The following is a 12,891-nucleotide window of genomic DNA, read 5'->3' as shown; positions in this document are numbered from 1 at the left end:
GAGGTGGAAGATGGCAAAGATTCTTGCGGTGGACGACTCGGCTTCGATGCGCGGCATGGTGGCTTTCACCTTGCGTGGCGCTGGCCATGATGTGAGCGAGGCCGAAAACGGCCAGCTGGCGCTGGACGCGGCGCGAGGCAGCAGCTTCGACCTGGTGCTGGCGGACGTGAACATGCCGGTGATGGACGGCATCAGCATGGTGCGAGAGCTGCGCACGATGCCTGCATACAAGGGTGTGCCCATCCTCATGCTGACCACCGAGTCGCATACCGACAAGAAGATGGAAGGCAAGGCCGCCGGCGCTACCGGTTGGCTGGTGAAGCCGTTCGACCCCGAGCAGTTGCTGGCTACGGTCAAGCGCGTGCTTGGTTGACGGTACCGCACGTACGTTATTCCTGAGAGAAGTATCCCCATGAGCAAGGCCGGTCTGGCGCAGTTCCAACAGGTGTTCATCGAAGAGAGCCTGGAAGGGCTCGATACGATGGAGTCGTCGCTGCTCGCGCTGGATAACGGCGGCGATGCGGAATTGGTGCATACCATTTTTCGCGCGGCGCATTCGATCAAGGGCGGCGCGGCCACCTTCGGCTTTCCGGAGATGTCCTCGTTCACGCATGAAGCGGAGTCCCTGCTCGATGAAGTGCGCGGCGGCAAGCGTGCCATCGACGGCAGCATCATTGAGCTGTTGCTGCGCACGGTGGATTGCCTGCGTGGCATGTTCGCGCGAGCGCAAGCGGGTGAACCGTTGAACGATGCGGTGGCCGATGGCCTGCGCAACGAGTTGGCCATGGCGATGGGGCGCGGTGTGCCTGCCGGCGACGTGCAGGCGCGTCGCGCCGAAGATCAGGCGGATGCGTGGACCGTCCAATTCCGCCCTCATCCCGGCATGCTGGCGGGGGGCAACGATCCGTTGCGCCTGATCCGTGAACTGACCGGCCTGGGTGAGCTCAGCGTGACGCCGGAGTTCGACCGGTTACCGGCGACGCTCGCGGCACTCGAACCCAGCGAATGCCATCTGGGCTGGACCATCGAATTGAAGGGGCCGGTCAAGCGCGCAGACATTGCCGCCGTATTCGACTGGGTGGAAGACGAGTGCGATCTCGCGATTGAAGCGAAGCGCGTGGTTGTCCAGACAGCAGCAGCGCCAGCTGCAGCTGCCGTACCCACGGCCAGCGTGGCTGATGCCGGTGCGGTTCGCGCACAACGTGACGCCAGCGCCGAGTCCAGTTCGGTGCGCGTGTCCATCGACAAGATCGACGGATTGATTAACCTGGTGGGCGAGCTGGTGATTACCCAATCCATGCTCGACACCTTCCGCGGCGGTGACATCGACGCCTCGCGGCTGGCCGTGCTGGAACAGGGATTGGCCCAACTTGCGCGTCACACGCGTGAGTTGCAGGAAAGCGTCATGGGCATTCGCATGCTGCCCATCGCCTCTGTCTTCAACCGTTTCCCGCGCATGGTGCGTGACATCAGCCAGAAGCTCGGCAAGCAGGTGAAGCTGGAGCTGGTTGGCGAGCAGACCGAGCTGGACAAGACGGTGTTGGAGAAAATCGGCGACCCGATGGTTCACCTGGTGCGCAATGCCATCGACCATGGTCTGGAAACGCCGGACATCCGCCGCGCGGCAGGCAAGTCGGACACCGGCACCCTCACCTTGCAGGCGTCGCATCGCGGCGGCAGCATCGTGGTGGAGGTGTCCGATGACGGCGCCGGTCTGAATCGCGACGCCATCATCGCCAAGGCCATCCAACGCGGGATTATCGCCAGCGGCGAAGGCATGAGCGACGAAGCGGTGGGCGATCTGATCTTCCAGCCTGGCTTCTCCACGGCAGCAGTGACCACCGATCTTTCCGGTCGCGGCGTGGGCATGGACGTGGTTCGCCGCAACGTGGCGGATCTCGGCGGCGCCGTCACCATTCGCAGTACGCAGGGCAAAGGTAGCGTGTTCACCATTACGTTGCCGCTGACGCTGGCGATCATCGACGGGCTTACCGCCGCGGTGGGTGATGAACGCTACATCGTGCCGTTGGTGTCCATCGTCGAGTCGGTGCAACTCAAGAGCGACGCGGTGCGCAGCGTGGCGGGTGGCGGCGAGCTGTTCCGTTTCCGCAACGAGTACCTGCCGGTAATCCGCCTGCACGACATGTTTGCTTGCGACAACGCCGTACGCGCCATCGATGAAGGCCTGATGGTGGTGGTGGAAGGCGAGGGCACGCGCGTGGGCCTGTTCGTCGATGGACTCATCGGCCAGCAGCAAGCGGTGGTGAAGTCGCTGGAAGCCAACTATCGCCGCGTACAAGGCGTGTCGGGCGCCACCATCCTGGCCGACGGTTCCGTGGCGTTGATCGTGGATATTGCAGGTCTGGTACGCATGCAGGGGCGCCGCAAGGCCGCCTGACGCAACTCCGGAAGGGGCGTCGAAGGATCGGCGCCAGCCGCAACAACACACGTAGAACAGATTCAGTCGCGACAGAAAGCCGCGACCGGCGCACTGCGGGCCGAAGAAATACAGCGCAGGGAATACATCTGGGCCATCGCTTCCCATCCTTTCGTTCTGAAGGTTTCTCCCTATGAAGTCCCGTTGGCAAGTTGTCGATCGCCTTAGCCTGCGCGCCAAGGTGTGGCTGGTGGTTGCCTTTGTGGTAGCCGGGTTGCTGGCGCTGACGGTGATTTCCGCCGTGGATAGCCGCCGTCTGCAGATGGAAGCGCGGGTACGCGCGCTGACCGATGAGGTAAGTACGGCAGAGAGTCTGCTGGAAAACTTCCACACCCGCGCACAGGCCGGGGAGTTCAGCGATGAAGAGGGGCGTCGCCGTGCGTTGGTGGCCTTGACGGCGCTGCGCTGGAACGACGGCAAAGGCTACGTGTTTGCCTTCGACTCCAACTTCGTGATGCGCATGCATCCCATGCTGCCCGCGCGTGTGGGCACCAACATCGAAAACGATGCCGACGTCACCGGCAAGCATTTCTATCAGGACATGCTGGCTGCCGACCGCAAGGAAGGGCGGGGCGCCACCGAATACATCTGGCCGATGCCCGGCAGCAAGCAGCCCGAGCACAAGATCACTTACACCGCCTGGTACAAGCCGTGGGATCTACACATCGGCGCGGGTGCGTACTTCGTGGACATCGACGCACAGTTCCGCCAGGTGCTGGAAGGCAGCCTGATGCGCGCCTTGCTGGTGGGCCTGCTGGTGATTGGCGTGGTTTGGCTGTCGATGCGCAGTATTCGTCACAGCATCGGTGGCGAGCCCGCTTATGCGCTGGCGATGGCCGCACGTATCGCCGACGGTGACCTGGCGGCCAGCGACAAGGGTCACACGTTTGCGCCGGGCAGCCTGCTCGACGCGCTGCAGCGCATGCGCACCAAACTGGTGGAGATCGTGCGCGAGGTGCAGCAGGGTTCGCAGGTGGTATCCACCGCCGCCCAGCAGATTTCCCGCGGCAATGACGACCTTTCGCAGCGTACGCAGGAGCAGGCTTCCAGTCTGGAGGAGACGGCGGCGTCCATGGAGGAAATGACCTCCATCGTGCGCCAGAGCGCAGACAACGCCAGCCATGCGGATCAATTGGCGCGCACAGCTCGTACACAGGCGGAGCGGGGCGGGGAAGTGGCGCTGCGCACCAGCGGCGCCATGCATGAGATCGAATCGGCCAGCCGCCAGATCACCGACATCGTACAACTGATCGACGAGATCGCGTTCCAGACCAATCTGCTGGCACTGAACGCTGCGGTCGAGGCGGCACGTGCCGGCGAACAGGGCCGTGGCTTTGCCGTGGTGGCGAGCGAGGTGCGCAACCTGGCTCAGCGCAGCGCCAGTGCTGCCAAGCAGATCAAGGGGCTGATCGGCGACACGGTGGAGAAGGTGCAGGCTGGCTCGGTGCTGGTGGCGGAATCGGGACAAGTTCTGGCCGGCATCGAGGACAGCGTAAAGCGAGTCACCGACATCGTGGCTGAGATGGCGGCCGCGGCACAGGAACAGTCGTCGGGTATCGATCAGGTCAACCGCGCCGTGATGCAGATGGATGAGGTCACCCAGCAGAATGCTGCGCTGGTGGAGGAGGCTGCAGCCGCTGCCCGCGCTATGCAGGAACAGGCGGACGAACTGGAGCGTCAGATTCGCTACTTCCGCCTGCAGGAAGCCCCGATAGCCGCTCCGGCGCGGCCGCGTGTCAACCCCGTCGTGGCGCCTGCGGCGTCCCGCACGATACCTGTCACTGTAGATAGCTGGAACGAGTTCTAAACACGCGACACCCTCTGTAGGAGCGCACCTTGTGCGCGACCGCAGCGCCACAGTGTCGCCGCTCCGTAGGTGTGTCGTGCACAGGGTGCGCTCCCACAGAGAGGCATCTGGCTCAGCGCCATCGCTCAAGTTTCCCAGTTTTCCGCCGATTCAGCTTTTGAAAGGGGCCTGGTAGATGGCCCCGACCATGAGGCAACCATGTCCGATAACACCCGGAGCGAGGCGCTCCAGTCGCAGTACCTCACCGTGAACCTCGCCCACGAGGAATACGGCATCGACATTCTGGCAGTGCGCGAGATCCGCGGCTGGACGCCGGTCACCCGTATTCCACAGGCGCCGCATTACGTGCTGGGCGTACTCAACTTGCGCGGCGCCATCGTGCCGGTGATCGACATGCGCCTGCGTTTCGGCCTGGAGCGCGAAGCCTACGGCGCCACCACCGTCACCGTGATTGCCACGGTCGCCGGCCGCAACTTCGGCGTGGTGGTCGATGCCGTGTCCGATGTGCTCGATGTGGATGCCGCCGCCATTCGTCCCGTGCCTGACATGGGCACCACGGTGGATACCGAATACCTCAAGGGATTGACCGCCGTCGGCGAGCGCATGGTGCTGCTGCTGGACGTGGACAAGCTGTTGCAGCCGCAGGACGCACAGATGCTGGAGGCTGCTCTGCCCGCTGCCTCTGATGTGAAAGCCGTGGCCTGACCGATTTAGCAGGAAGTGGAATCAACATGAAAAAATTCACACTGAAAGTCCCCACGCTGTCCGTCCGCAACCGGATGCGTGCCGTGCTTGGTCTGTTGGGCCTGATGCTGATCGGTGGTGCCATCGTGGGCCTCGGCGGCATGCAGATGCAGAACGACGGCATGGGCAAGATCTATGACGATGAGATCGTGCCCGCGCAGCTCATCTCGCAGATCTCGCAGCGCTCGCTGATGTCCTTCATCCTGCTTGGTGAATCCGGCACGCTGGTCGGCAAGCCGGACCAGGTGAAGGCTAAGCTCGCCGAGTACGAAAAGCTGCAGGCGGAAGTCGAAACGCTGAAGAAGCAATTCGACGACATCCCGAAGAGCGAAGCGGTGAAGAAGTATTACGCCGATTGGCGCTCTACGGATGCCGATTACAAGGACGCCAAGGACTCCATGGTCGACGCGCTCAAGCAGGGCGACACCGGCGCCATGGAACTGCTTGAGATGCAAGTGCGACCGATGATGATAGAGCGCCAGGACACCCTGGCGAAGCTGGTGGACGCACAGCGTGCAGACGCCAAGCAGATCTACGACGACCAGGTCTCGCGCTATCACCTCATCCGCGCCGTCAGCCTGTTTGCGCTGATTGGCGGCCTGGCCGTGGCGGCGACGATGGCCCTGCTGATGATGCGTTCGATCATGGTTGCGTTGGGCGTGTCGGTGAAGGTGGCCAACGAGATCGCCAGCGGGCGTCTGGGTCATGACATTCGAGTGAGCAGCAAAGACGAGCTGGGCGAACTGCTCGAAGCGCTCCGCACCATGGACGAGCGTCTCGGCGCCATCGTGGGCGAGGTGCGTCATGGCGCGGGCTCGGTAAGCTCCGCAGCACAGCAGATCGCACGCGGCAACGACGACCTCAGCCAGCGCACGCAAGAACAGGCGTCGAGCCTGGAAGAAACCGCCTCGTCGATGGAGGAGATGACCTCCACCGTCAAGCAGAATGCCGAGAACGCCAGCCACGCCAACCAGCTCGCCACGGCCACGCGCCGCCAGGCCGAGCACGGCGGCGAGGTGGCTTCGCAGGCGAGCGCGGCGATGCGCGAGATCAACGATTCCAGCCGCAAGATCTCCGAGATCGTCAGCCTGATTGATGAAATCGCTTTCCAGACCAACCTGCTGGCCCTCAATGCTGCGGTGGAAGCAGCACGTGCGGGTGAACAGGGACGCGGTTTTGCGGTGGTGGCGACGGAAGTGCGCAACCTCGCACAGCGCAGCGCCGGTGCCGCCAAAGAGATCAAGGGTCTTATCAACGACAGCGCAGAGAAGGTGCGCGTGGGTTCGTCGCTGGTGGATCAGTCCGGCAAGGCACTGGCGGACATCGTGGACAGCGTGAAGAAAGTTACCGACATCGTGGCTGAGATTGCTGCCGCGAGTCAGGAGCAGTCCGCTGGCATCGACCAGGTGAATCATGCCGTGCTGCAGATGGACGAGATGACCCAGCAGAACGCCGCGCTGGTGGAAGAGGCAGCTGCCGCCGCGCGAGCCATGCAGGAGCAGGCCGGTGAGCTGGCCCGTCAGGTGAGTTTTTTCCAGCTGGGTGAGGGCACGGGCGAATCCGTCTCTGAGACGGCACGCTCCAAGACCGTCATGGCCGAGGCCGAAGCGGTGTTTGCGGCAGTGCGCAGCACCAACGCTGCGCCCGTCCGTGCACCACGTGCGGCGGAAGCCGCTGATGCAGGCGTCTGGAAGGAGTTCTGAGCATGTCCCCGTCCGCCACGGCAACGATGGAAAGCAACGCCGCCGTGGCGGGCATGAATGGCCCGTCGCTGGGCGACGGTGAGTTCGCTTTTCTGCGCACGTTTGTGTACGAGCACTGCGGCATCTCGCTGGGCGAGCACAAGCGGCAGCTGGTGCAGGGGCGTCTGTTGCGTCGCTTGCGGGCGCTGAAGCTGCGCGATTTCCAGAGCTACTGCGAACTGCTGCGGCGCGACCCGCACAGCGAACTTGGTGAGCTGGCGAGCGCCATCAGCACCAATGTCACGGCTTTTTTTCGCGAGTCCCATCACTTCGACCTGCTCACCAACGAGCTGCTGCCACGCTGGATTGCCGAGAAGAAACACGGCGGCCGCCTGCGCATCTGGTCGGCCGGCTGCGCGACGGGCGAGGAGCCGTACACACTTGCCATCGTGCTGGCCGAGGCGCTGGAAAAGCACGGCAACATCGATGCGAAGATTCTCGCCACCGATCTGTCGCCGCAGGCGCTGGAGACCGCGACAAAGGGCGTCTACCCGCTGGAGCGCCTGGAGGGCGTCAGCGTCGAGCGCCGCCGTCGTTGGTTTCTCCGCGGTGAGGGTGAATACGACCAGTTCGCCTGCGTGCACCCACGCCTGCGGGAGCTGGTGACCGTGCTACCGCTGAACCTGTTGCACGACTGGCCGATGCAAGGTCCGTTCGACGCGATCTTCTGCCGAAACGTCGTCATCTATTTCGACAAGCCCACGAAACAGCGGTTATTCGGGCGCTACGCCGGCCTGCTGCCCGACGGGGGCTATCTGTTCCTTGGCCATTCCGAGTCCATGTATGGACTCAACGACAACTTCGACCTGATAGGACGCACGGTCTACCGGAAACGCAGTGCATGAGTGTCCCCGCAGTGAATCTTCCCATCGGCGTCAGTTATGACCCGGCGCGCGTGTTGCCCGGTTTCGAGCATTTGCGTCGCTTTTGGGACCCCTCGCATGCCTGCGTGACGGTGAAGGTGCTGCCCGGCGAGTATTACGTCAGCAAGCAGGATGAAATGATCTCCACCGTGCTCGGTTCTTGCGTGTCGGCGTGCATCTACGACCGCCAGCGCGGCATTGGCGGTATGAATCATTTCATGTTGCCCGAGCCTATGGGTGGCGAGCGGGGGGGCTGGGCTGACACCGTGGGTCGCGCGGCACGTTACGGCAACGACGCGATGGAGCAACTGATCAACGCCATTCTCAAGGCGGGCGGCCAGCGTGCTGATCTGGAGGCCAAGGTGTTTGGCGGCGGGCGTGTGCTGGCCACGATGACCGACATCGGCCAGCGCAACATCGCTTTTGTCCGGCGCTACCTGGAGGCCGAGCATCTGGCCGTGCGTGCGGAGGATCTGGGCGACATCCACCCGCGCCACGTGCAGTTCTTCCCGACCACGGGCAAGGCCCGGGTCAAACATTTGCGCGGCCGCACCGACGGCGTGTTGGTAGACGGCGAGCGGTTGTATCTCAAGCGTTTGGCAAACGATCCGATAAAGGGAGAGGTGGAACTGTTCTGACCGGAACAGCTTCACCGGGCAAGCATCCGGCGCCGGCACGGGCCAGCTGGCAGGGGCGCCAAGCGCCCACGCTGCACCACGAAGGCGAGAAGAGTAGGCAATGGAAAGAGTACGAGTCCTGGTGGTCGATGATTCCGCACTGGTGCGGAAACTGTTGTCGACCATGCTTTCGTGCGATCCGGGCATCGAAGTCGTCGGCACGGCGGCGGACCCGTTGATTGCCCGCGAAAAGATCAAGCAGCTGAATCCCGACGTGCTCACGCTCGACGTGGAAATGCCGCGCATGGATGGCATTACCTTCCTCGAAAACCTGATGCGCCTGCGCCCGATGCCGGTGGTGATGGTGTCCTCGCTTACCCTCGAGGGCGCGGAAGTCACCCTGCGCGCGCTGGAACTGGGCGCGGTGGATTTCTTTGCCAAGCCCAACACCGATCTGGCGAGCACCTTTGCCGAAGGTGCGCAGGAAATCTGCGCAAAGGTGAAGCTGGCGGCACTGGCCCGGCCGCGCCAGCGCACCGCGGTACGCAAACTGGAAGTGCCGCCGCGCCTTTCCGCCGATGCCGTGCTGCCGCGTGCGCAGAGTGCCGGTACGCGCGGTGGCAGCCCGATCATTGCCATCGGCGCCTCTACCGGTGGCACCGAGGCCATTCGCGTGGTGCTGGAGGCAATGCCGCCCGATGCGCCGCCCATCGTCATCACCCAGCACATTCCCGCCGCTTTCAGTGGCCCGTTCGCGGCGCGCATGGACACCTGTTCGGCGATGCGTGTGTGTGAAGCGCGGGATGGCCAGCCGATCCAGCAGGGGCACGCATACATCGCCCCGGGTAGCCAGCATCTGCTGGTGATGTGGGATGGCGCCAAGTACGTGTGCCGTCTGCACGACGGTCCGCCGGTGAATCGCCACAAGCCCAGCGTGGATGTGCTGTTCCGCTCCATGGCCGCCAGCGTGGGTCGGGCCACCGTGGCCGCCTTGCTGACGGGCATGGGCGATGACGGAGCGCGTGGTCTGCTGGAACTGCAGCAGACGGGCGCCCGCACGCTGGTGCAGGACGAAGAATCTTCGGTGGTGTGGGGTATGCCGGGCTCGGCGTGGAAGCTGGGCGCCACCAACGAAAAGCTGCCTCTCGATCACATCGCAGCGCGCCTGCTCGCGCTGGCGCATCAACCCATTCCTCGGGCCGTTGCAGCGGCCACCTGATCTGCGGATACCTTCATGGATGCCTTTCTTTCTTTTTTGCGCGTGCGCCCGGTCATGGGTCTGGTGGCCAGTGCCACGGGACTGGTGCTGACCCTGCTATGGCCAACTGCCTGGCTGGCGCCCGTGCTGATCGTGCTGCTTACCGCGACATGGATTGTCGAGTTGCGCCGCGCCGCACCCAGTGCTGAGCCGGTGATTCAGGCGTCGCTGGAGCAGCACGCGCCGGTGCGCGAAGCGCTGGAGGAAGTGCGTAGCTCGCTGGTCGACGAGCTCGGTCATGCCACGCGCGAACTGCATCAGGCGCTGGATCTGCTGCGCGACGCCGTTTCCGAGCTCGGTGGTGGCTTCGATGGTCTTTCGCGCAAAACCGGCATGCAGCAGTCGCTGCTGCGCCAGATCATCGACGCACAGAACGAGGGCGTGTCCGTGCAGGATTTCGCCGCACGTACCGGCGATCTGCTCGAGCATTTCGTGGACATGGTGGTCCAGATGTCTCGGGAAAGCCTGCGCATCGTGTATCGCATTGACGGCATGGCCAAGGAAATGGATGCCGTGTTCGGCCTGCTGAAGAACGTCAACACGATCGCCGAAGAAACCAACTTGCTGGCGCTCAATGCCGCCATTGAGGCGGCGCGTGCAGGTGAATCCGGTCGTGGCTTTGCGGTGGTGGCGGGCGAGATCCGCAACCTGGCCAGCCACTCCAACCAGTTCAACGAACAGATCGGCAGCCACGTCGAGCGTGCCCGCACGGCGATGGAACAGCTGCGTGGGCTGGTCGGTACCATGGCCTCGCAGGATCTCAACGTGGCGCTGTCCGCCAAGGGCGGCATCGACGCCATGATGGCCCACGTCACCGAAAGCGACGCGCGCACCAGCGCGGTGGCCGATCAGGTGGTGGAGATCAATCGTGGCCTTGGCACCGACGTATCGACCACCATCCGCTCGCTGCAGTTCGAAGACATTCTCAGCCAGCTGATCAATCAGACGCGCGTGCGGCTGGTAGAGCTCCAGGAGATCACCACCGAATGCACGCGCGACATCGCAGAGTTGGCCTGCAACCCGATCGATGCCGAGCTGCTGGCGCAGCGCGCCGAGCGCGTGCGGAACAGGCTGGCCATCCAGCGCGAGAAGGCGCGCCTGCGTTCGCGTGGCCCCGCGCTGCAGAATTCGATGGACGCCGGCGAGATCGAACTCTTCTAAGGATGTGAGCCATGAACCTGACTGTCCACCATGACCACGAGCTCGATTGCGTAACCGTGCAACTGGGTGAACGATTCGATTTCAGCGTACACCGTGATTTTCACGACGCCTGCCTCGGTGGCATCGCCGCGCGCAGCTATGTCATCGACCTGGGTGACGTGTCGAGCATGGACAGCTCCGCGCTGGGCATGCTGCTGCTGCTGCGTGAACACGCTGGCGCCGACCGCGCGGAGATCCGCATCGTGAATGCCGGCAGCAGCCTGCGCGGAACCTTGCGCGTGGCTGGCTTCGACAAGCTGTTCGTACTGCACTGAAGCGTCGCCTGCCGGTGCTCTGCCATCTGCTCAATTGACGCTGCCCGGCGGCAGGCGTAGCTTCCGCCGGGCCAGCGTGGCCACCTCTGCGACTGGTGTTTGATCCCAGGCTAAGCCGCGCCGCTTCCGCCCCTCCGCGACTTGCGTATTCATCGAATACCCGGAGGGCGTGTCATGGCAAATCGCGTTCGGTTCGGTGTGGCGTGTGCGGTGATGGTGTGCGGCTTTGTTTGTGGCGGGGCAGTGCTTGCCCAAGACATGGCCAAGGTCGCACCGAAGAACACCAAGGTGTTGCTCGACAACGAGCAGGTCCGTGTCATCGAAGTCTCGCTGAAGCCGGGAGATACGCTTCCCATGCACTCGCATCCGGGGAATGTCGTCTATTTCATTACCGGTGGAAAGACCAAGACGACTTTCTCGGACGGCAAGGTGACCGATACGGAGCACAAGGCGGGCGAGGCGATCTGGAGCGACCCCGTGACCCATAGCAACCAGAACACCGGGGCGGCGCCGGAGAAGGCGCTGGTGGTGGAACTCAAGTCGGCAAAATAAGCGTGTGGTGCGCCAATGGACTGGCGCCCCAGTTCCATGCTCCCGGTTGTACGCCGGGATGTTGCCGTGCCGGGAGTTCAGCAGCGCGAGTCGCCGGCCTCCACCAGACTCCTATCGTCTTCGGCTGAGCTCACACCGTTACGCCCATCGAACTTGGTGCGGTACATGGCTTCATCCGCTTGCCGCACCAGATATTCGAAGCGCGCATCAGGGCGCGCCATAGCGACACCGATACTGGCGGTGACCGGTATGAGGTGGTTGTCGATGCGTGCATGCGAGTGCGCCAGGGTGTGACGAAGTCGTTCGGCTACCTCCAGCCCTTGGCTCAACGTGGCACCGGGCAGGGCCAGCACGAATTCCTCGCCTCCATAGCGGCTGGCGAGGGAGCCGGGCCAATGCGTTACCTCGCGCAGTATGGCGGTGACATGGCGAAGCACGGCGTCTCCTGCGTCGTGCCCCCAGCGGTCGTTGATCTGCTTGAAGTGGTCGAGGTCGAAGATGATCAGGGTGAAGGGCTGTCCGCGTTGCTGGCAACGCGCCAGGCTGGCGCGCCCTTCCGCGACGATGGCGCTGCGATTGAGCAGGCCGGTGAGGCCGTCGGTGCGCGCGGCGCGGCGCAGGTCCACCATCAATCGTTCGGTGATCAGTTGCAGCAGCGCGAAGTACGAAGCGAGGCCGGTGAGTATGCCGATCACGTAGGTGGCGGCCACGGGTGTGCCGGCCATCATGATGTCCTGCCCCGAGCCGGGATCGAGCGGCATGAAGGAGCGCACCAGGTAGAACAGCCCGTTGCACAGCATGACCGTGGCGGCGATGCGGCAGCTGATGCGAATGTCGGGCTCGCTGTAGCGCAGCAGCAGATACGCATAGGCAAAATTGAAGGCCATCGCTTGCAGGCTGCCTATCAGCAGGCGCGTACCGAGGCTGGGGGTGACATAGGCGAACCACGCCATGCACCCGGCATAGGCAATGACCAGCAAGCTCAGCCAGCGCCAGCGCAAGGGATGGCCCACGTGCTTGGCAATGCCCTTGAGCGTAAGCACGTTGGACAGCCCCAGCAGCCCGTTGCCCACCACGATCGAGAGCGCATCCGGAATGTGGTTGCGCAGCCCGATCAGGGTGATCCCGACGGTGCCGATCCAGATGCTGGCGACCCAGATGCGCAGCACGGTCTGGGTGTACAGCACGGCCATCAGCGACGTAAAACCGAGCGATGCACCTATGCCCATCAAAAGGCTGACTAGCGTCAGGGTCGGTATGTCCAGATGCATGGCGCTCCCTTGTGCCAGCACACCCCATTGGCCGATGGGCTGCGCCGGGCCTCGGCCGAGGCTGGCGGATCGACGTGACCGTCTTGGGTCATGAAGCTTATCGGACGAAAGGGTGAAAACTTGAA

At 63.6% G+C, this 12,891-nt stretch carries 12 protein-coding genes; 11 read left to right on the top strand and 1 reads right to left on the bottom strand.

Annotated features, from left to right (window positions below):
• Positions 1–10 precede the first annotated feature (10 nt).
• The 11 genes from AC0GUR_RS07500 (at position 11) to AC0GUR_RS07450 (ending at position 11,495) form a co-directional block, all read left to right on the top strand.
• On the top strand, positions 11–373 hold the full coding sequence (locus AC0GUR_RS07500) for a response regulator (protein WP_472876816.1): 363 nt from the start codon (positions 11–13) through the stop codon (positions 371–373).
• A 39-nt stretch (positions 374–412) separates the two neighbouring features.
• Positions 413–2,398, top strand: a complete 1,986-nt coding sequence (locus AC0GUR_RS07495; RefSeq protein ID WP_472876815.1) for a chemotaxis protein CheA — start codon at positions 413–415, stop codon at positions 2,396–2,398.
• Between the two features lie 172 nt (positions 2,399–2,570).
• Entirely contained in the window at positions 2,571–4,244 is a 1,674-nt protein-coding gene (locus AC0GUR_RS07490; RefSeq protein ID WP_472876814.1) for a methyl-accepting chemotaxis protein, read from the top strand.
• Positions 4,245–4,442: 198 nt separating this feature from the next.
• Complete coding sequence (locus AC0GUR_RS07485; RefSeq protein ID WP_472876813.1) at positions 4,443–4,949, top strand: chemotaxis protein CheW; 507 nt, start codon at positions 4,443–4,445, stop codon at positions 4,947–4,949.
• A 26-nt stretch (positions 4,950–4,975) separates the two neighbouring features.
• Entirely contained in the window at positions 4,976–6,691 is a 1,716-nt protein-coding gene (locus tag AC0GUR_RS07480) for a methyl-accepting chemotaxis protein (protein ID WP_472876812.1), read from the top strand.
• Positions 6,692–6,693: 2 nt separating this feature from the next.
• The gene (locus AC0GUR_RS07475; RefSeq protein ID WP_472876811.1) at positions 6,694–7,575 is read left to right on the top strand and encodes a CheR family methyltransferase; all 882 of its coding nucleotides are present in this window, start codon (positions 6,694–6,696) and stop codon (positions 7,573–7,575) included.
• Positions 7,572–8,231 (top strand): chemoreceptor glutamine deamidase CheD, encoded by a 660-nt coding sequence (gene cheD / locus AC0GUR_RS07470; RefSeq protein WP_472876810.1) that lies wholly within the window; start codon positions 7,572–7,574, stop codon positions 8,229–8,231. Before AC0GUR_RS07475 ends, cheD begins: the two co-directional genes overlap by 4 nt.
• Before the next feature lie 100 nt (positions 8,232–8,331).
• Positions 8,332–9,429: a protein-glutamate methylesterase/protein-glutamine glutaminase gene (locus AC0GUR_RS07465; RefSeq protein ID WP_472876809.1), complete on the top strand. Its 1,098-nt coding sequence runs from the start codon at positions 8,332–8,334 to the stop codon at positions 9,427–9,429.
• 15 nt (positions 9,430–9,444) lie between these two features.
• Positions 9,445–10,629, top strand: a complete 1,185-nt coding sequence (locus AC0GUR_RS07460; protein ID WP_472876808.1) for a methyl-accepting chemotaxis protein — start codon at positions 9,445–9,447, stop codon at positions 10,627–10,629.
• A gap of 11 nt (positions 10,630–10,640) precedes the next feature.
• The gene (locus AC0GUR_RS07455) at positions 10,641–10,943 is read left to right on the top strand and encodes an STAS domain-containing protein (protein ID WP_472876807.1); all 303 of its coding nucleotides are present in this window, start codon (positions 10,641–10,643) and stop codon (positions 10,941–10,943) included.
• A gap of 174 nt (positions 10,944–11,117) precedes the next feature.
• Positions 11,118–11,495: a cupin domain-containing protein gene (locus AC0GUR_RS07450; protein ID WP_472876806.1), complete on the top strand. Its 378-nt coding sequence runs from the start codon at positions 11,118–11,120 to the stop codon at positions 11,493–11,495.
• Positions 11,496–11,572: 77 nt separating this feature from the next.
• On the opposite strand, the gene AC0GUR_RS07445 is transcribed toward AC0GUR_RS07450, so the two are convergent.
• Positions 11,573–12,766, bottom strand: coding sequence for a GGDEF domain-containing protein (locus AC0GUR_RS07445; RefSeq protein WP_472876805.1), 1,194 nt, complete (start codon positions 12,764–12,766; stop codon positions 11,573–11,575).
• Between the last annotated feature and the right edge of the window lie 125 nt (positions 12,767–12,891).

Source organism: Dyella sp. PARNA 12/25, from assembly GCF_055702865.1.
Note: the sequence above shows the minus strand (reverse complement) of the source record. Positions and strands in the feature narration are given on the sequence as shown.

What these genes read in the sequence shown, in the direction of transcription:
- AC0GUR_RS07490 (WP_472876814.1), top strand. Translation starts at nt 2,571, where the DNA reads ATGAAGTCCCGTTGGCAAGTTGTCGATCGCCTTAGCCTGCGCGCCAAG.
- AC0GUR_RS07450 (WP_472876806.1), top strand. Translation starts at nt 11,118, where the DNA reads ATGGCAAATCGCGTTCGGTTCGGTGTGGCGTGTGCGGTGATGGTGTGC.
- AC0GUR_RS07460 (WP_472876808.1), top strand. Translation starts at nt 9,445, where the DNA reads ATGGATGCCTTTCTTTCTTTTTTGCGCGTGCGCCCGGTCATGGGTCTG.
- AC0GUR_RS07445 (WP_472876805.1), bottom strand. Translation starts at nt 12,766, where the DNA reads ATGCATCTGGACATACCGACCCTGACGCTAGTCAGCCTTTTGATGGGC.
- cheD (WP_472876810.1), top strand. Translation starts at nt 7,572, where the DNA reads ATGAGTGTCCCCGCAGTGAATCTTCCCATCGGCGTCAGTTATGACCCG.
- AC0GUR_RS07500 (WP_472876816.1), top strand. Translation starts at nt 11, where the DNA reads ATGGCAAAGATTCTTGCGGTGGACGACTCGGCTTCGATGCGCGGCATG.
- AC0GUR_RS07475 (WP_472876811.1), top strand. Translation starts at nt 6,694, where the DNA reads ATGTCCCCGTCCGCCACGGCAACGATGGAAAGCAACGCCGCCGTGGCG.
- AC0GUR_RS07495 (WP_472876815.1), top strand. Translation starts at nt 413, where the DNA reads ATGAGCAAGGCCGGTCTGGCGCAGTTCCAACAGGTGTTCATCGAAGAG.
- AC0GUR_RS07480 (WP_472876812.1), top strand. Translation starts at nt 4,976, where the DNA reads ATGAAAAAATTCACACTGAAAGTCCCCACGCTGTCCGTCCGCAACCGG.
- AC0GUR_RS07485 (WP_472876813.1), top strand. Translation starts at nt 4,443, where the DNA reads ATGTCCGATAACACCCGGAGCGAGGCGCTCCAGTCGCAGTACCTCACC.
- AC0GUR_RS07465 (WP_472876809.1), top strand. Translation starts at nt 8,332, where the DNA reads ATGGAAAGAGTACGAGTCCTGGTGGTCGATGATTCCGCACTGGTGCGG.
- AC0GUR_RS07455 (WP_472876807.1), top strand. Translation starts at nt 10,641, where the DNA reads ATGAACCTGACTGTCCACCATGACCACGAGCTCGATTGCGTAACCGTG.